Consider the following 17,006-nt stretch of genomic DNA (forward strand, 5'->3'; position numbering starts at 1 on the left):
CTCAACCCTTCTTCGGCCGGAGCGGCACGACCTTCTTGCTGGCGGATTCCCCTGCCAGCTGCTCGAGCCGCGCCTTCTGCTGTTCGAGCTCCTTGATGCTCTTCTGCGCGTCACTGAGCTGGTGCTGCGTTTCCTGCAGTTCGAGCTCGGTGTCGCGATGAGATTGCAGCAAGCCCTCGTAGAGCTTCTTCCAATCCTCAATGCGCGTTGCGAGCGACTTCTTTACCTTGACGCTGCCGACGACCTTCTCTCGCTTGAGTTCATCGAGCCAATCTCTTACCTCCTCGCCGAGGGTGCGGAGCTTGTCCGTGTAGAACGAGGTCGGGTGGATGTCTGCCCGCCTGGCAACCTCCGCCGCCGACAAAGCGCCGTTGCGGTGGGGGTAGATGCCGTCGTTGGACGCCATCTCCTGCTCGATGGCCGCCATCGTGGCCTTGACCCTCGCACGAACGTCCTCGGTTCGCTTCTCCCCGCGCTTCTGCGCCGCCTGTTTGGCAACACCCTTTCGGCTGAACCCAGCTTTGCCGGGCTTCTTGGTTTTCATGTCGTCACCTCCTCGGCCTCCGCACCCGCATCCACAATCGACCGAACGACCGGGTCCTGCATCCACTTGTCGCGCAGGTCATCGAAACGGCCAACGTGCAGGCGAACCTGGCCTGCCCAAAGAGCCTGGACCAGTTCGTCACCTCTTTGGGCCGCCTCCTGGTAGGCCGCTACGGCATCACGAATCGAGCCATCGACATCGTCGCGCAGGAAGGGTTCCTCGAAGCGGTGGCTGCAGTGGCTTTGGCAGCGTGCCGGTTCGGGCTCCCCCTTGCTCTTGTTGCAGGGACCCGCCTCCGTGCCTGGGAACTTCGTGCAGACGACACCCGGTCTTGCCAAGTGCCAGGCCTTGCCCTGCAGGGTCAGGATTTCAGCGAGCTCCATGGCGCTGTCAGCGCCCCACTCCTCGCCGCGCCGATGCAAACGGTCACGGTGGACATGAATGGCTTTGCTGACAGATGCAGCAGCCGGTCCGCCGAAGCCACCATTGGGCAGCGCTTGCGCTTCCGCAGCCACCATTGCCTCGACGGCTTCCTTCGCCCTCATCACGCGCAGTTCGCGCGCAACGCGCTCCACATCGACCTGCAGGTCCTTGTCCGTAAGGATGTAGTACAGGGTCATCTCGATGTTCTTGTGCCCGAACACGTCCTTCAGGACCTTTGGTGCCTGGGTCAGCGCAAGAGCTGCAAGACGCGCTATGGACTTCCGAAACCGATGCACCCTAAGGGACTGCCCTCCAGGTTCCGTGCTCATGCCAAGCGCCTGGGCATATGCACGCAGAGCGGTCTGCGTATGCAGCATGGGCTTGGTACGGTTTGCCTTCCCGCCGCCAATCTCGGCCCAGAGGTGGACAGGGGCGGCAGCTGGACGGTCAACGTCACGTTTCGGCGCCACAGGCCCGATGTCATCCATCAAGGTGACCAGCCGGACTTGCTGCTCGATAGCCTGCATCGCCACGTCCGGCAGCACCCAGTCGCGGGTCTCACCGTCATGGCGGTCGACGAGCTTCCAGGTCCGCCCATCCGCGTAGGGCATGCCGTTGGGTGACGGCTGGAGGCAATCGCGCTCCAAGGTCACCAACTCGGACTTCCTCGCGCCCATCGAGAGCCCGACCACGAAGAAGTGAGCCATCTGCACCAACTTCAGCAGGAGGACGACATCGACGAGCATCCGCGGTTGCCAGCCCGCTGGCCTCTCGGTCAACCCTGTCGCGGCACCGCCCTCAGCACGCTTCTTCGCACGCGAGTTCTTACCCGAACGGCTCAGCCGGATGTTGAACGGCGGTGCAGAGGTGGGCCGCCCTTCGCTGTCGTGCCAGGTGTGTTCGGCCAAGAGATTGCGAACCGCGTCGTCGCGCCGCTGCGCAATGCGACCGGGACTGACGCTGAGGTCGTCGGTGCTCAACCAGATGGACCGGATTTCGCTCACGACCTCGAGCAGCGAGGGCGCCAAGTCGCGAATGAGCCACAGGCTATAGCGTCCCATCTCGGCAACATAGTCGTCCGGCAACGGCAGGTGCGGGTCGGGCTTCTGTTGCGCCTGTGGCTTCTCGACTGGTCCTGCAACGCTGGTGACATCGGATGCGTCACCACCAAGCAGCGGAACGTCAACCCAGCACCCGCGCTCGGCGAGAACCTGCATACGCTTAAGTTCAACTTCGAACCGCGGCCGCTCTCCGGGAGAAAACCTGTCGAGGTCCTCTGCAGCGATGTGTCTGAAAAACCTCTCCGCGCCCGCGATGCCTTCATTCGGCCCCAAGGCGCTCAATCGCTTCGACAGGCCTATGGCCATCAGCTGGGGGAGTTGGTGATACGCAGTCCTGCTCAGTGTTGAAGGGTCGAGGGCCCTGCCCTTCGCCTTCTTTCCGATGCCGGCCGGCCCCATTCTGCAGATGACGAGGTAGCGCGTGAGCGACAGCACGCTGGCGGTCACCAGTCGCCGGACAGGTGACTCAAAGCCGTCGAGCACGCTGGCGGCGCTGGCCTCGGCCGCATGCCGAACAGCCGCAACGGCCTCGTCGTCGCTGCGCACCAGCGCCTGCTGGCCCTCTGGCAGAAAGCTCAGCACGCGGGCGCGGAGGTCGATGTCCAGCAGCGATGGTTGCGCCAATGGAATCCACCTTCTCGGCGTCTGCCAACGACCGAACGTCGAGCCATGCTCAAGCATGGCCTGCACTGGCATCAAGGGCTGCGCATCGAGGGATTGAATGGCTTCAGCAGAGGTGGCGAGCAACGCCTGACTGCGTGTGGCTTCGACCTCATCCGCCACCGCCGCCGCATCACGAGCGCCATTGACTGGCATGTCCAACCCTGATGCTGAGGCTCCCTCCATCGAAGCTTCAGCCGGGCTTGCGCCAAGAGCTGCTCTCGTGTTCTTCATGCTCGTGACTCCTCAATCACTTCGAGGTGAATGACTCGGTGCTGCCCGCTTGCGATGCGCTGCTGCCACCCGGTCACCAGCGAAGAGACCTCGGTGGCGTCGAAGGCCAGCAGGGCGAGTTCTGTGTTGTGTAGCTCTTCGTCGAATGACGTGTCGCTGAACGCCATGGCCGGCATGCTGGACTGCAGGTGCAGGAGTTCTGCCTTACGCATCGTCAGGCCCGGAAGGCTCTCCGGCAAGATGACCGCGTTCTCGAGGCACAGCGTGCAGCGCTGCGTTGAGCAGAGAGCCTTGCCGTCAGCCTTGAAGCCTGGCGCAACGGAGCGCGGCGGCGTAGTTGGACTCTTGCAGCCAATGCCCAGGCGGCTACGCTTCAGGGTGCGGTAGTCCTCCAGTCGCTTCCGCTCCTCATCCGTGACCTGCCCATCACGACACCACTTCGCGACAACCGTAGCGTCCAGGCGACCGTGGAGTTTGATTTCGCTCCAAAGGCTGTTGTTGAAGGTGCGGAAGATTCGGGCGCTTTCGTCATTCAGCAGCGTGTTGTCGAGGTAGCGCTGGGTGCTCGACAGCCTCTTGTGCCCCAGCACGCGCATGACGTACAGGACCATTCCACCGCTCTGCTGATACGCGAACGCTGCGAACGCATCCCGAAAATCGGTCGCGGTCAGCTTCGGAACCTGGTCGTGTGGCGCTCGTTTGGCGTTGATTCCAGCGATGAGCTGGTCCAGATAGCCCTGCGTTCCAAGCCTCTGAAAGGTACCACCGGCCAGCCATGTGATGCCCTGTTCCGGAGTGACAAACAACCACGGACTTCTCAGTCCCTGCTCCAGGTCGATGATTGCCTTGCGCTTCTTGTCGAGTGCCACCTGAGGCGCACCGGCCGCTTGAAGTTCCTCGAACTCGGCTTGCAGGCTCCGGTGTTCCGCCCGCAGCTGTGCTCGCAAGGGCTCCGTGCGCCGCATCAGCGTCTGGAGGATGACGCCAGCTGACCGCTGACACTTGAACAGCCCCTCGGTGACCTGGTGGGACTTCGAGCGCTCCTTGAATCCGGTCAACAGATAGCGACTCTCGTCCTTTGGGTGCGCTTCGAGGAATGGCTCGTTGACGTTGAGCGATAGGAAAGTCGCGGGATTCCAGCCAGTGGTGACCAAGCACAGATGGAACGCCGCCCGAATGTCTGCCGCATCAGGGAACGCGCACTGAAGCATGGTCTCGTGCCTGTAGCCCTGCTTGTAGAAGAAGGAGGCGCTTCGGCCCATGTAGAGCTCATTCGCACCTGGCCAAGCCTTGCCAGTTGCTTTGGCGGCCTCCCGCAGGCGCTGATAGTTCGCGAGCTGCAAAGCCTCGCCCTCTGACTTCGGGCTCGCACCGGCGAGGAGTTGGTCGGCGCGCTCCCATCGGTCCAGGGCCGCGTACCAGTGGCGCTTGAGCGCATCGCGAATGGGCTTGATTTTCGCGAATGGGGGAAGGTGCCTGCGGACGTCAGGCTCGTCTGGCCCGGTCCAGTGGAGCGGTCGAAGACCCAAGGCCCGACGGGTCACATCCACGGCGCGCACAAACGGACCAAAGGCCGCCCGTGTCATGCCGGATTCGAAGGCAACTTGGCGCTGGAGGTCTGCGATGTCGGCAACGGTGGTTACGACGGGCAAGGCGTTGCCGGCATCAGCCGCGCGCCTTTCCATATCGTCGAACAGCCGCCACCAGTTCCGCAAGGACGTCATGACTTGTCCAACGGTCTGCGTCGACGCTGTGACGGTCAGGTCACGCAATGCTGGGGCCAGCTGTTCAATCAGCGCAGGGCGACCACTGTAGGGCCCGCCCCACCTGCCATTCGGCAGGTGCATCTGCCCATCCTTCAATGGCGTGAGGTCGACCAAGCAAGGCTTCTTCGAATGCTTCGTCCAGAAACGCAGTGGGTCATCCGAGGTAGGCACCGGCTCGACCACCACCACCGGCACGGCCGAGACAGGCTGCGCCAGTTCCTTGAGGTGGTCCTTCTTGACATTGCGGATGCTCATCGCGCGCCACCTCCGGACGCACCGTCCGCCTCGAAGGCAGCGTCATAGTCAATGGAAAGCGCGACACCGAGCCTGTCCGACACCCACTGCAGGTAGATGAGGCTGGTGGTCTCGCTCTTGTGCCCGAGTTGCGGTTGGATGCGCATGCGAATGACCGTCATGCCGACGGACTCGAGCAACTGTGTGGCAACAGCCGGCCCAAGCTCCTTCAAGCGCTCGTGCCGTTCAATCTCTCGCAACAGCGTGGAGCAAGCCCACCAGTCACGCCCAAGATGCGGAGACCAGCCATCGAAAGGCAGCTCAGCCTTCTTCCACGCACGATAGATGTTGTCGGCCGTGATGCGCTTACCCGTGCCCTCATGCAAGAACAGATGTACGGCCCCGGCGATGCGCTCTTTGCGCTCCTGGGCGTTCGCAGCACCGCTGACCCACTTCTTCAATGCCGGGTTGCGAAGGCGTTGGCGATACGCATGCAGCTTCTCTGCCAATACGAGCGGCATCAAGATGGACCGTTCGGGACCAATCTTGTCGCCATGGTCCTCGCCGTAGTCGGGGCCTTTGGCACCGTATCGAATGTCGACAAGCACCTGCTGCTCGCTCTTTGGCGCATCGGCGTTGGAAAGGTGCCAGCGGCGAGGGTCCTCGGGCAGCGTATCGACGCGAAGCGCTGACGCCTCTTCGATGCGAAGGCCGGTGAGCAAGATGGTCTCGCAGATGAGGCCCATGAGTTCGCCGTGCTTCGCTTTCACACTCGTGAGCCAAGTGGCCAGTTCGGCCTCCGTTGGCATTCGCAGTCGGCGCTTGTTCTGGCGCGCTTTGCCGATGCGACGGGTGACCTCTTTGGCTCGGTGACCGATGGCGCTCGTGGCGCTTCCAACCCTGACCTTCACCTTCTCCGTAGGGATGTCGAACGGCTCCCGCTCGCCTCTGTCTGACATCCAGGTGAGGAAGTCGCAGGCCTGCTGAACGCGAGGGTTGACGGTGGTCGCTTGCAAGGCCCGCCCCTCCGCAGACCATAGACCCTGGGTCATCTCGTCTTGATAGCGCCCCTGGACGTGCTCCGCGTACTCGCATGCCTTGAGGTCGATGCCACGCACCTCCGCCCACTCGAGGAAGTTAGCTAGCCAGTAGGCGTAGTTCTTGATGGTCTTCTTGGAGGGCCGCGTTGCACGCGGCCCTTTGCCTCGCGTTTCGGGATTCCAGGTGCCGAGACCTCGGTCGATGAGATACCGGCTGCCGAGTCGGTGATACCCGGGACGGTTGTCAAGGATGAATGGGAGGTGGGCGACTTTGCCGAACCCAGCTTTGGATGTGATGGTTGAGTCGCTGTAGCAAACCTTGAAACTCATCAACGTTTTGCGTTGTCCGTATAAGTTTGTATTGTAACTAAAAGATGGGCTCCTGAAAAGCTCATCTATAGCTTTTAGGCCACCCGTGTAACGTAGAACTGCTCGCCGCCCTTGTCGTAGCGGCGCAGCTGCTCGCCCAGCGAGCGCTCCAGCAGCGGCTCGTCGAGCTCGGCCGCGTCGCCGGCCATCTCGACCAGGTTCTCGTAGGCGTTCAGCAGGCGGCGTGCGTCGCCGTCGGCGTAGCCGATCAGGCGCAGCAGCGCCGCCTCGCTCATCGGCGCGGCCGCGAGCAGCGTGCGGGCACGCTCGAGCAGCGTGCGCAGGTCGGCCTCGGAGAGCGGCTTGAGCACGTGCACCGTGGCGCGCGACAGCAGCGCCGAGTTGACCTCGAACGACGGGTTCTCGGTGGTGGCGCCGATGAAGGTGAACAGGCCCGACTCGACATGCGGCAGGAAGGCGTCCTGCTGGCTCTTGTTGAAGCGGTGCACCTCGTCGACGAACACCACGGTGCGCCGGCCCTGCGCCTGCACGGCCTGGGCGCGCTCGACCGCGTCGCGGATGTCCTTGACGCCGCCGAGCACCGCGGAGATGGCGATGAACTGCGCGTCGAACGCGCCGGCCACGAGCCGCGCCAGCGTGGTCTTGCCGACGCCCGGCGGGCCCCACAGGATCATCGAGTGCAGCCGGCCGCGCTCGAACGCGCTGCGCAGCGGCTTGCCGGGGCCCAGCAGGTGCTGCTGGCCGATCACCTCGGCCAGCGTGCGCGGGCGCAAGCGCTCGGCCAGCGGAGCGTCCGGCGCGGGGGGATCAACCGACTCGGGGTCCTCGAGCGGCAGGCTCAGCGACGACGACATGGCCGCGATTGTCGCAGCCGGCCGCGGGCTACTGCTCGATCAGGTCGGCGCCCTTGGGCACGACGAAGCGGAACGCCTCGGGCTTCATCGCCGGGTTCGCCACCCACTGGCTGAACTGCAGCCGCGAGCGCTGGCCGAAGCTGTCGACGATCTCCACCGCCGCGAGTTCCTTGCCCTTGAAGCCGACCTTCAGCATCTCGAAGCTGCCGTCCTTCGCCTTGGGCTGGGCCTGCGCCCACTCCAGGCCGTCGGCGGCGGGCAGTGCGCTCAGCTCGAAGTCCTTCTCGAGGCTGCCGCCGGCCAGCAGGGCCGCCGGCGTGGCGCCGATCGCACCGGCGATCTTGCGCGTGCTGACCTGGTTCAGGTCGGCATCGTGGATCCAGACCTTCTGCCCGTCGGCCACGATGGTCTGCTCGAAGGGCTTGGTGTAGGCGAAGCGGAAGCGGTTCGGCCGCGCGAACTCGAAGCTGCCGCTGCTGGTCTTCGTCTTCGTGCCGTCGGGCGAGGTGACGGTCTGCGTGAACTGCGCGCGGCCGGTCTTCACGTCGCGCACGAAGTCGCGCAGCGTGTCCACCGCATCGGCGCGTGCCGCCGCAGCGCATGCGAACAGAAACCCGGCGGCAATGATTCGCTTCATTCGGAGCGGTTGGGAACGATGATGTCCCGGTTCCCGTTGGTGGCCATGGCCGTTACGAGCCCCGATTTCTCCATTTGTTCCAGCAGCCGTGCGGCGCGGTTGTAGCCGATTCGCAGGTGGCGCTGCACCAGCGAGATCGAGGCGCGCTTGTGCTGCAGCACGATGGCCACCGCCTGGTCGTACATCGGGTCGCTCTCGCCGCCCCCGCCGCCGGGCAGGTCGGCCGTGCCGGCCTCGCCGCCCTCGCCGTCCAGCACGCCGCCCTCGAGGATGCCCTCGATGTAGTTCGGCTCGCCCTGGGTCTTGAGGTACTCGACGACGCGGTGCACCTCGTCGTCGCTGACGAAGGCGCCGTGCACGCGCACCGGCAGCCCGGTGCCCGGCGCGAGGTAGAGCATGTCGCCCTGGCCGAGCAGCGCCTCGGCGCCCATCTGGTCGAGGATGGTGCGGCTGTCGATCTTGCTCGAGACTTGGAACGACAGCCGCGTCGGAATGTTGGCCTTGATCAGGCCGGTGATCACGTCGACCGAGGGCCGCTGCGTGGCCAGGATCAGGTGGATGCCCGAGGCGCGTGCCTTCTGCGCCAGGCGCGCGATCAGTTCCTCGATCTTCTTGCCCACCACCATCATCAGGTCGGCCAGTTCGTCGATCACGACCACGATGTAGGGCAGGCGCTCGAGCGGCTCGGGCGCCTCGGGCGTCAGGCTGAACGGGTTGGGCAGGCTCTCGCCCTTCTCCGCCGCGTCGGCGATCTTCTTGTTGTAGCCGCCCAGGTTGCGCACGCCGAGCTTGCTCATCAGCTTGTAGCGCCGCTCCATCTCGCCGACGCACCAGTTCAGCGCGTTGGCGGCCTGCTTCATGTCGGTGACCACGGGCGCGAGCAGGTGCGGGATGCCCTCGTAGACGCTCATCTCGAGCATCTTCGGGTCGATCAGGATGAGCCGCACGTCGCGCGCCTCGGCCTTGTAGAGCAGGCTGAGGATCATCGCGTTGATGCCCACCGACTTGCCCGAGCCGGTGGTGCCGGCCACCAGGCAGTGCGGCATCTTGCCGAGGTCGGCCACGACCGGGGCGCCGACGATGTCCTTGCCCAGTCCCATGGTCAGCTGCGAGGCGGCGTCGTTGTAGACCTGCGAGCCGAGGATCTCGGACAGGCGGATCATCTGCCGCTTCGCGTTGGGCAGCTCGAGCGCCATCGTGGTCTTGCCCGGGATGGTCTCGACCACGCGGATGCTCACCAGCGAGAGCGAACGCGCCAGGTCCTTGGCGAGGTTGACGATCTGCGCGCCCTTCACGCCGGTGGCCGGCTCGATCTCGTAGCGCGTGATCACCGGGCCGGGCGAGGCCGCGACCACGCGCACGTCGACCCCGAAGTCCTTGAGCTTCTTCTCGATCAGCCGCGAGGTCATCTCGAGCGTCTCGGGCGTCACCGACTCCTGGCGGCCCGGCGCGGCGTCGAGCAGGTCGACCTGCGGCAACTTGGTGTCGGCCAGCTCGGTGAAGAGCGGCTTCTGGCGCTCCTTGGCCACACGCGCGGACTTCGGCACCTCGACCACCGGCTCCTCGATGACGATCGGCAGGTGCTCCTCGTGCAGCTGGTGCTCGACCTCGACCACGTGCTCGCGTTCGCGCAGCGCGCGCTCGCCGAGCTCGACGTCGCGCGCGCGCTCGATCGCCTCGGCGCGGCGCGTGCGGAACGAATCGAGCCAGGTGCCGATGCCCTCGGCCACGCGCAGCCAAGAGAAGCGCAGCGCCATGCCGAGCCCGGCCACCAGCGCGGCGATCCACAGCACGCCCGAGCCGGCGAAGCCGAGCAGCGTCTGGCTGGCCGGCCCGAGCAGCCAGCCGAGCACACCGCCGGCGTGCCCGCCGGCCACCAGCGGCTCGAAGCGGTACAGCCGGGTCGACTCGAGCGCACAGCTCGCGGCCAGCAACAGGGCGAGCCCGGCCCAGGCCCACCACACCGGCGGCGCATGCGGGTCGGCCGGCACGGTGGCGGCATGGTCGCTGCGCAACAGCCGCGCGAGTGCGCCGAGCCAGGCACGCGCGGACACCAGCATCACCCACCAGAACGAGAAGCCGAAGCCGAAGTAGGCCAGGTCGGAGAACCAGGCGCCGAGCGTGCCGGCCTTGTTCTGCGCCGCCTCGAGGCTGCCGGAGGTCGTGAAGGCCGGGTCGGCGGCGCTGTGCGTGGCCAGCGCGATCAGCGCCAGCAGCCACAGCACCGCACCGACCACAAGCCGCGTCTGGGCGCGCCAGCGCGGCTGACCGGGCAGCGGTGTCGGGGCCGGGCCGGCAGGCGCTGTGCGGGAGGCCTTCTCGCGGCGGGGACTGCCACCCGACGCGGCGTTCGACGCGCCGTCGGCGCGCAACGATCCGAGGGGAAAGGTCATGGCGCGATTGTCTCCGATGGCACGCGTCGGGCATGGCTACACCCGGTTACTGCGGGTTGGTTCACACTGCAGGCCTGCTTCACCGCTGTCGCCGTGGTTTTCATGTCTGTCCTGCAACGCCTGGCCCTGCCGATCGGGTTGACGCTGGCGCTGCTTGCCGCGCCGGCGGCGCGGGCGCAGGCCCCCGACAGCGAGGCCGCGCTGCGCGACCAGCTGCAGCAGGCGACCTGGCCGGCGGACATCGTCGCGGCGGCCGACCGTTACCTGCAGCGCTACCCGCAGAGCCCGTTGGCCGCGCAGGTGCGCCAGTGGCGCACCCAGGCCGAGCTCGGCGCACGCGTGCTGGCCGAGCGCGACGTGCGGCTGTTCCGCAGCGCCTTCCAGCCCGAAGCGGCTGCGCCCGATGCGCGCGACGACCTGCGCCGCGCCGCGCTGGGCGACCGCGCCGCCGCGGTGCGCCTCGCGCACGAGGCGCGGCGCGACACGCCACGCTACCTCGGCTGGCTGCAGTACGCGGCACAGCTCGGCGACGAGCGCGCCAGCTACGAGCTGGCCCTGCACTACCGGCGTGCGGCCCAGCCGGTGCTGGCGGCGGTCTACGAGGCGCGTGCGGTGGAGCTCGGCTTCGTGCCGCCGCGTGACCTCGACCATGTCCGCAAGTAGGCGCCGCCTGGTCGCGGCCGCGGCGCTGCTCGCGGCCCCGGCGGTATGGCGCGGGGCGATTGCGCAGGGGCGGCTGGTGCCGACGCCGGCGCAGACCGAGGGCCCGTTCTACCCCGTCGAACTGCCGGCCGACAGCGATGCCGACCTGCTGGTGCAGGGTTCCCGTCGCTACGGCCGCGGCCAGCCGGCCTGGCTCGCCGGCACGCTGAGCGATGTCGACGGGCGTGCCGTGGCCGGCGCGCAGGTCGAGATCTGGCAGTGCGACCAGGACGGCCACTACCACCACCCCGGCGACGGCGGCCGCGCCGACCCGGCTTTCCAGGGCTTCGGGCGCGTCACCGTGGGCAGCGACGGGCGCTACCGCTTCCGCACCATCCGCCCGGCGCCCTACGGCGGGCGCACGCCGCACATCCACCTCAAGGTGAAGCTCGGCCCGCACGAGCTGCTGACCACCCAGGTCTACGTGCAGGGCGACCCCGGCAATGCACGCGACTTTCTCTGGCGCCGCCTCGACGAACGCGGCCGCGCCGCGCTGACCGTGCCCTTCGTGCCCGGCGCGGACGGGCTGCAGGCGAACTTCGCGATCGTCGTGCCCGTTTGACGGGGCTTGATCCGCCTCGCCCCGCCGGGCGCGCGCTGCGCTAGGCTCGCCGCATGAAGATCCGCTTTCTCGGCGCCGCCGACACCGTGACCGGCTCGCGCCACCTGGTCGAGACCGACGGCCAGCGCCTGCTGCTCGACTGCGGCCTGTTCCAGGGCTTCAAGACCTGGCGCGAGCGCAACTGGCAGCCCTTCCCGGTGCCGCCCGGGTCGATCGACGCGGTGCTGCTCAGCCATGCCCACCTGGACCACAGCGGCTACCTGCCGGCGCTGGTGAAGCAGGGCTTCCGCGGGCGCATCTGGTGCTCGGCGCCGACCCGCGACCTGGCCGAGGTGCTGCTGCTCGACAGCGCGCACCTGCAGGAGGAGGACGCTCGGCGCGCCAACCGGCGCGGCTTCTCGCGCCATGCGCCGGCGCTGCCGCTGTACACCGTGGCCGACGCGAAGAAGGCGATCGCGCGGCTCGAGCCGGTGGCCCCCGGCCGCAGCGTGAAGCTCGGCGCGGTGAGCGCGACCTTCACGCCGGTCGGCCACCTGCTGGGCGCCTGCGCGGTCACGTTGCGCGGGCCGGGCGGCTCGCTGGTGTTCTCGGGCGACCTGGGGCGCGACGACGACCTGCTGATGCCCGCGCCGCAGAAGATCGCCCAGGCCGACGTGCTGCTGGTCGAATCGACCTACGGCAACCGGCTGCACCCGCGCGAGGACGTGCAGGCGCGCCTGGGCGCGATCGTGCGCGAGACGGTGCGCCGCGGCGGTTCGGTGCTGCTGCCCTCGTTCGCGGTCGGCCGCGCGCAGGCGCTGCTGCTGGTGCTGCAGCGCCTGAAGGCAGCCGGCGAGATCCCGGCCGAAGTGCCGGTGTTCCTCGACAGTCCGATGGCCATCGCCGCCACCACGCTGTACCAGCGGCACCGCCGCGCGCTGCGCATCGCGCCGCGCGAGGCCACCGGCCTGTGCGACGGCGTCACGCTGGTCGAGCGCGCGCAGGATTCGGAGAAGCTCACCCGCGCGCGCTACCCGGCGGTGATCATCAGCGCCAGCGGCATGGCCACCGGCGGTCGGGTGCTGCACCACCTGAAGGCGATGGCGCCGAACCCGCGCCACCACATCGTCTTCCCCGGCTTCCAGGTGGCCGGCACGCGCGGCGCCAAGCTGGTCGAGGGGGCGCCCGACGTGAAGATCTTCGGCGAGTACGTCGCCGTGAAGGCCGAGGTCAGCCACCTCGAAGGCTTCTCCGGCCATGCCGACGCCGACGGCCTGCTCGCCTGGCTGCGCGGCTTCGAGCGGCCGCCGCGCCAGACCTTCGTGGTGCACGGCGAGACGGCCGCCAGCGACGCGCTGCGCAGCCGCATCGCCGACCAGCTCGGCTGGCGCGTCGCCGTGCCCGAGCACGCGTCCGAGGTCACCCCCTGAACCTGACGCTGGCCGACACCACCGGCCTGGCGGTCGCGCTGGGCTGCGGGCTGCTGATCGGGCTGGAGCGCGAGCGCCGCAAGGGTCGAGGCGCGAACCGGGCCGCGGCCGGCATCCGCAGCTTCGCGATCATCGCGCTGCTGGGCGCGCTGGCGCAGGTCAACGGCAACACCGCGCTGGTGGTGGCCGGCGCCGCCGGCATCGTGGTGCTCGCTGCACTGGCCTACTGGCGCAGCCCGGCACGCGACCCCGGGCTGACCACCGAGCTGGCGATGGTGGCCACCTACCTGATCGGCGTGCAATGCGTGCTTTGGCCCGCGCTCGGCGCGGCCTGCGGCGTGGTGCTGGTGGTGCTGCTGGCCGCGCGCACGCAGCTGCACCGCTTCGCCACGCGCTGGCTCAGCGAGCAGGAGCTGCACGACGGCCTGATGCTGGCGGCGCTGGCGCTGGTCGTGCTGCCGCTGGTGCCGGACAGCGCACCGGCCTGGCTGGCCGGCATCCGGCTGCGCCCGCTGGTGGCGCTGGTGCTGCTGATCCTCATCGTGCAGGCGGCCGGCCACCTCGCGCTGCGCCTGCTCGGGCCGGGCCTGGGCGTCGCGGCGGCCGGCTTCTTCGGCGGCTTCGTGTCCAGCAGCGCCACCATCGCCGCCTACGGTGCGCGGGCGCGCCAGGCGCCGGCGCAGGCGGCCAGCGCCGCCGCGGCGGCCGCGTTCTCGACCTGCGCCACCTGGCTGCAGGTGCTGGTGATGGCCGTGGCCCTGGCCCCGGCGGTGGTGGCCGAGCTGCTGCCGGTGGCCGGCGCCGGTGCACTGGCCGCCGGCGCGGCCGCGTTCGCGCTGCTGCGTGCGGCGCAGCGCCAGCCGCGCGCGGCCGACACCACGCTGCGCGAGCATGGCGTGCTGCGCCTGCGCGAGGCCTTGCTGATCGCCGCCGCGCTCAGCCTGGTCACGCTGCTGGTCGCCGCGGCCGAGCAGCATTTCGGCAGCGCGGGCGTCTACGGGGGCGCCGTCCTGGCCGGCCTGGCGGAGGCCCATGCGCCGGTGGCCGCACAGCTGGCGCTGGAGGCCGCCGGGCGCATCGACGCCCAGACGCTGCGCACCGGCACGCTGCTGGCCATCGGCGCGAACAGCCTCACGCGCAGTGGGGTTGCGCTGCTGGCCGGCGGCGCCGGCTTCGCCGCCCGCGTGAGCGCGGCGCTGGCGGCCGGCGTGCTCGGCGGCGCCGCCGGCCTGGCGCTCTGATTCGACTCGACACAGTGTGACAAGCATCACACGCTATGGTTGATCCATTGGGTGGAGATTCGTCCATGAGAAGCACTTGGCGCACCGCCTGGCAGGGCCAGGACATCGTTGTCTTCCGCGACGACGACGAGATCGACCGCGTGCACGCGCCTGACATCCAGCGTGTCGTGTTCGTGCACCGCGACGCCGGCGAGTCGCCCGGCGACCTGCTCTACGCCGTCGTGGAGCTCGAGGAGGAATGCCTCATCTTCCCCGACTTCACCGGCTTCGCCGGGCGGGTGAACTTCGAGCGCCAGGCCTTCTGGGCCGAGAAGGGCTGCGTGTACTGGGCCAGCGATTCGCGTGCCTCGCTGCCGATGCGGCTGCGCCGCGGGCGCTGGCTGCTGCGCACCGCGGGGCCGGACTTCGTGCGCGTGCCGCGTGTCGAGGTGAGTCCGCTGGTCGAGAAGTGGCCGCTGCAGGGCCCGCAGACCTGGGAGCAGCGCAAGTGGCGGCGCATCGAGAACAGCCGCCCGTTCGCCTCGACGCGGCCCGGCCAGCTGCGCGCCTGAGGCGCCCGCGGCGCCGCGGGGCCGGCCCGCGCCTCACGACTCGCCGCGCTTCATCTTCAGCCGCGTGCGGCCCTCGCGTCCGCGCGCCTTCCACAGCGCCACCTGCTGCTGGCGCTCGAGCGCGCTCATCGTGTCGCGGCGCGCCTCGCGCAGCAGCTTGTGGTAGTTGCGCAGCCGGTCGTCGTCGACGCCCTCGCGCACCGCGCAGCCGGGCTCGCCCTGGTGCGCGCAGTTGCGGAAGCGGCAGGCCGGCGCGAGCCGCGCGATGTCGTCGAAGGTCGCCGCCACGTCGGCCGCGTCGGCATCCGGCCGCAGCGCGCGCAGCCCCGGCGTGTCGATCACGCAGGCGCCGCCGACGAGGCGGAACAGCGTGCGTGCGGTGGTGGTGTGCTGGCCGCGCCCGTCGCTCTCGCGCACCGCCCCGGTGTCCTGCAGCGCCGTGCCGAGCAGCGTGTTGGTCAGCGTCGACTTGCCGGCGCCGGAGGAGCCCATCAGCACCAGCGTTCGGCCCTCGCCCAGGTGATGGGCAAGGCGGTCCACGCAATCGGCGTCGCGTGTGTCCACCGCGATCATCTCGGCGCCGGCCGGCATGCGAGCGCGCAGTTCCCGGATGCGGCAGTACAGCGTCGCCGCGTCGGGCACGGTGTCGGCCTTGCTCAGCACGATCACCGGCTGCACGCCGCTGCCCTGCACCAGCGCGAGGAAGCGCTCGAGCCGGCGCGGGTTGAAGTCCGCGTCCAGGCCCATCACGAGCAGCGCGGTGTCGACGTTGCTGACCACCGGGTGGCGGCGCCCGTCGGCATCGCGCCGCACCAGGTGCGTCAGCGGCGGCACGCGCGCGTGCACCCAGCAGTCGCCATGCGCGTCCTCGGCGGCGAGCACCCAGTCGCCGACGGCGAGCATGTCGTCGGCCTCGGCGAGCAGGCGCACCAGGCGCGGCAGCGCACGCGCCTCGCGCTCGGTGCGGCCGTCGTGCAGGCGCAGCGTCTCGCGGTGCAGCGCGACGAGACGCACCAGGCGCGCATGGTCCAGGCCGTGCGCGGCGGCCAACGCGATCGCCTGTTGCGCGATCGCCGGTTGCAGACCCATCGAACGCAGCGGTTCGACATCGATGTTCATCATGGTGGAGCAGGACCCGTGAGTCGTCCGGTCCGCGCGTCGGGCGCGGACACGCATCACCCGATGCAGGGCACCAGGCACGAAGGCAGACGGCGGCGGCGCGGCGTGCGCGCGGCGGGAGGCTCGACCGGAAACGGGAGAGGAAGACCCGGAGGGCGCGTCAGGCGGCGGCCGCGAGGAGGGCAAGATCAGTCGTCTTCATCGGGCACCTCCTCGGTTCGGGTTGGGACGCGAGGCCAGCGCGGCCTCGAGCGAAGGCGCGCAGTGTCGCAGCATCGATGGCCGCGGTCAACCGCGGCGCGGGCACGCTGCGCCGCGACTGCAACAGGGTCTTGCGCCGAAGGGGCTTGGTCGCGCGCCGTACCATCGGCGCTTCTTCCCTTTCCTTCGATCGAGGATGTCGACGATGAAGCGCTGGTTCCTCGGCCTGCTGATGGCCGTCTTCTCGCTGTCCATGCTGCCCGATCCGGCCGAGGCCAAGCGCCTGGGCGGCGGCGGTTCGTCGGGCATGCAGCGCAGCGTGCCCTCGCGCGCGCCGGACGCGACGCCGGGCACGCCGGCACAGTCGGCGGCCGCGGCCGCCGCGCCGCGCCGTTCGTGGATGGGTCCGGTGGCCGGCCTCGCCGCGGGCCTGGGCATCGCGGCGCTCGCCAGCCACTTCGGCTTCGGCGAGGAGCTGGCCAACTTCATCACCATCGCGCTGCTGGCGGTGCTGGGGATCGTGCTGGTGCGCTGGCTGATGCGGCGCTTCGCCGCGCCGGCGAGCGCCGCGCCGCGCGGCATGCAGTTCGCCGGCATGCCGGGCGCCTCCACCCCGCCGACCGCACTGCCGTCGCAGGGCAGTGGCGGCAGTGCTGCCGCGGCCGGGCCCGCCGGCTTCGACGCGGCCGGGTTCGCCCGCCTGGCGAAGATGATCTTCATCCGCCTGCAGACCGCCAACGACCGCGGCGACCTGGACGACCTGCGCGCCTTCACGACGCCCGAGATGTTCGCCGCGATCCGGCTCGACCTGCAGGAGCGCCAGGGCGCCGAGCAGCAGACCGACGTGCTGCAGGTCGACGCCGAGGTGCTGGATGTTGCCGAGGAGGCGGGGCGCCAGGTGGTCAGCGTGCGTTTCCACGGCCTGATCCGCGAGCAGCGCGACGCGGCGGCGGCGCCGTTCGACGAGGTCTGGCACCTGGTGCGGCCGGTCGACGGCAGCCGCGACTGGGCCATCGCAGGCATCCAGCAGCGACAGCAAGCCTGA

General features: G+C 69.1%; 13 protein-coding genes and 1 pseudogene. 6 read left to right on the forward strand and 8 right to left on the reverse strand.

Annotation, left to right across the window (positions count from 1 at the left end):
* Position 1: 1 nt before the first annotated feature.
* From D9C15_RS04050 to D9C15_RS04080, 7 genes and pseudogenes are all read right to left on the reverse strand, one after another.
* Complete coding sequence (locus tag D9C15_RS04050; protein WP_127996163.1) at positions 2 to 544, reverse strand: hypothetical protein; 543 nt, start codon at positions 542 to 544, stop codon at positions 2 to 4.
* Positions 541 to 2,922, reverse strand: a complete 2,382-nt coding sequence (locus D9C15_RS04055) for a site-specific integrase (protein ID WP_127996164.1) — start codon at positions 2,920 to 2,922, stop codon at positions 541 to 543. Before D9C15_RS04055 ends, D9C15_RS04050 begins: the two co-directional genes overlap by 4 nt.
* Positions 2,919 to 4,943: a site-specific integrase gene (locus D9C15_RS04060; RefSeq protein WP_127996165.1), complete on the reverse strand. Its 2,025-nt coding sequence runs from the start codon at positions 4,941 to 4,943 to the stop codon at positions 2,919 to 2,921. Before D9C15_RS04060 ends, D9C15_RS04055 begins: the two co-directional genes overlap by 4 nt.
* A complete protein-coding gene (locus D9C15_RS04065) occupies positions 4,940 to 6,292 on the reverse strand; it encodes a tyrosine-type recombinase/integrase (protein WP_127996166.1) in 1,353 nt (450 codons plus the stop codon). The genes D9C15_RS04060 and D9C15_RS04065 overlap by 4 nt, the downstream gene beginning before the upstream one ends.
* Before the next feature lie 86 nt (positions 6,293 to 6,378).
* Positions 6,379 to 7,146 (reverse strand): annotated as a pseudogene (locus tag D9C15_RS04070) (AAA family ATPase); the annotation flags it as partial.
* Between the two features lie 28 nt (positions 7,147 to 7,174).
* Positions 7,175 to 7,783 (reverse strand): outer membrane lipoprotein periplasmic chaperone LolA, encoded by a 609-nt coding sequence (lolA, locus tag D9C15_RS04075; RefSeq protein WP_127996167.1) that lies wholly within the window; start codon positions 7,781 to 7,783, stop codon positions 7,175 to 7,177.
* Complete coding sequence (locus D9C15_RS04080; protein WP_127996168.1) at positions 7,780 to 10,176, reverse strand: DNA translocase FtsK; 2,397 nt, start codon at positions 10,174 to 10,176, stop codon at positions 7,780 to 7,782. Before D9C15_RS04080 ends, lolA begins: the two co-directional genes overlap by 4 nt.
* A 102-nt stretch (positions 10,177 to 10,278) precedes the next feature.
* Between D9C15_RS04080 and D9C15_RS04085 the strand changes: the two genes are divergently transcribed.
* From D9C15_RS04085 to D9C15_RS04105, 5 genes are all read left to right on the forward strand, one after another.
* Entirely contained in the window at positions 10,279 to 10,839 is a 561-nt protein-coding gene (locus tag D9C15_RS04085) for a hypothetical protein (RefSeq protein ID WP_127996169.1), read from the forward strand.
* Complete coding sequence (locus tag D9C15_RS04090) at positions 10,826 to 11,440, forward strand: dioxygenase family protein (RefSeq protein ID WP_127996170.1); 615 nt, start codon at positions 10,826 to 10,828, stop codon at positions 11,438 to 11,440. The genes D9C15_RS04085 and D9C15_RS04090 overlap by 14 nt, the downstream gene beginning before the upstream one ends.
* 53 nt (positions 11,441 to 11,493) lie before the next feature.
* Positions 11,494 to 12,849, forward strand: coding sequence for an MBL fold metallo-hydrolase RNA specificity domain-containing protein (locus tag D9C15_RS04095; RefSeq protein WP_127996171.1), 1,356 nt, complete (start codon positions 11,494 to 11,496; stop codon positions 12,847 to 12,849).
* A 38-nt stretch (positions 12,850 to 12,887) separates the two neighbouring features.
* Positions 12,888 to 14,090: an MgtC/SapB family protein gene (locus D9C15_RS04100; RefSeq protein ID WP_310734458.1), complete on the forward strand. Its 1,203-nt coding sequence runs from the start codon at positions 12,888 to 12,890 to the stop codon at positions 14,088 to 14,090.
* Positions 14,091 to 14,155: 65 nt separating this feature from the next.
* Positions 14,156 to 14,641 (forward strand): hypothetical protein, encoded by a 486-nt coding sequence (locus D9C15_RS04105; RefSeq protein ID WP_127996172.1) that lies wholly within the window; start codon positions 14,156 to 14,158, stop codon positions 14,639 to 14,641.
* A 33-nt stretch (positions 14,642 to 14,674) separates the two neighbouring features.
* Here D9C15_RS04105 and rsgA read toward each other — a convergent pair whose 3' ends face one another.
* The gene (rsgA, locus tag D9C15_RS04110) at positions 14,675 to 15,763 is read right to left on the reverse strand and encodes a ribosome small subunit-dependent GTPase A (RefSeq protein ID WP_127996173.1); all 1,089 of its coding nucleotides are present in this window, start codon (positions 15,761 to 15,763) and stop codon (positions 14,675 to 14,677) included.
* A 403-nt stretch (positions 15,764 to 16,166) separates the two neighbouring features.
* Here rsgA and D9C15_RS04115 point away from each other — a divergent pair, with 403 nt between their 5' ends.
* Positions 16,167 to 17,006: a Tim44 domain-containing protein gene (locus D9C15_RS04115; protein ID WP_127996174.1), complete on the forward strand. Its 840-nt coding sequence runs from the start codon at positions 16,167 to 16,169 to the stop codon at positions 17,004 to 17,006.

It is taken from the genome of Piscinibacter defluvii (assembly GCF_004011805.1).
GTDB lineage: Bacteria > Pseudomonadota > Gammaproteobacteria > Burkholderiales > Burkholderiaceae_C > Piscinibacter > Piscinibacter defluvii.

What these genes read in the sequence shown, in the direction of transcription:
- D9C15_RS04060 (WP_127996165.1), bottom strand. Translation starts at nt 4,943, where the DNA reads ATGAGCATCCGCAATGTCAAGAAGGACCACCTCAAGGAACTGGCGCAG.
- D9C15_RS04090 (WP_127996170.1), top strand. Translation starts at nt 10,826, where the DNA reads ATGTCCGCAAGTAGGCGCCGCCTGGTCGCGGCCGCGGCGCTGCTCGCG.
- rsgA (WP_127996173.1), bottom strand. Translation starts at nt 15,763, where the DNA reads ATGATGAACATCGATGTCGAACCGCTGCGTTCGATGGGTCTGCAACCG.
- D9C15_RS04065 (WP_127996166.1), bottom strand. Translation starts at nt 6,292, where the DNA reads ATGAGTTTCAAGGTTTGCTACAGCGACTCAACCATCACATCCAAAGCT.
- D9C15_RS04080 (WP_127996168.1), bottom strand. Translation starts at nt 10,176, where the DNA reads ATGACCTTTCCCCTCGGATCGTTGCGCGCCGACGGCGCGTCGAACGCC.
- D9C15_RS04085 (WP_127996169.1), top strand. Translation starts at nt 10,279, where the DNA reads ATGTCTGTCCTGCAACGCCTGGCCCTGCCGATCGGGTTGACGCTGGCG.
- lolA (WP_127996167.1), bottom strand. Translation starts at nt 7,783, where the DNA reads ATGAAGCGAATCATTGCCGCCGGGTTTCTGTTCGCATGCGCTGCGGCG.
- D9C15_RS04095 (WP_127996171.1), top strand. Translation starts at nt 11,494, where the DNA reads ATGAAGATCCGCTTTCTCGGCGCCGCCGACACCGTGACCGGCTCGCGC.
- D9C15_RS04055 (WP_127996164.1), bottom strand. Translation starts at nt 2,922, where the DNA reads ATGAAGAACACGAGAGCAGCTCTTGGCGCAAGCCCGGCTGAAGCTTCG.
- D9C15_RS04105 (WP_127996172.1), top strand. Translation starts at nt 14,156, where the DNA reads ATGAGAAGCACTTGGCGCACCGCCTGGCAGGGCCAGGACATCGTTGTC.
- D9C15_RS04115 (WP_127996174.1), top strand. Translation starts at nt 16,167, where the DNA reads ATGAAGCGCTGGTTCCTCGGCCTGCTGATGGCCGTCTTCTCGCTGTCC.
- D9C15_RS04050 (WP_127996163.1), bottom strand. Translation starts at nt 544, where the DNA reads ATGAAAACCAAGAAGCCCGGCAAAGCTGGGTTCAGCCGAAAGGGTGTT.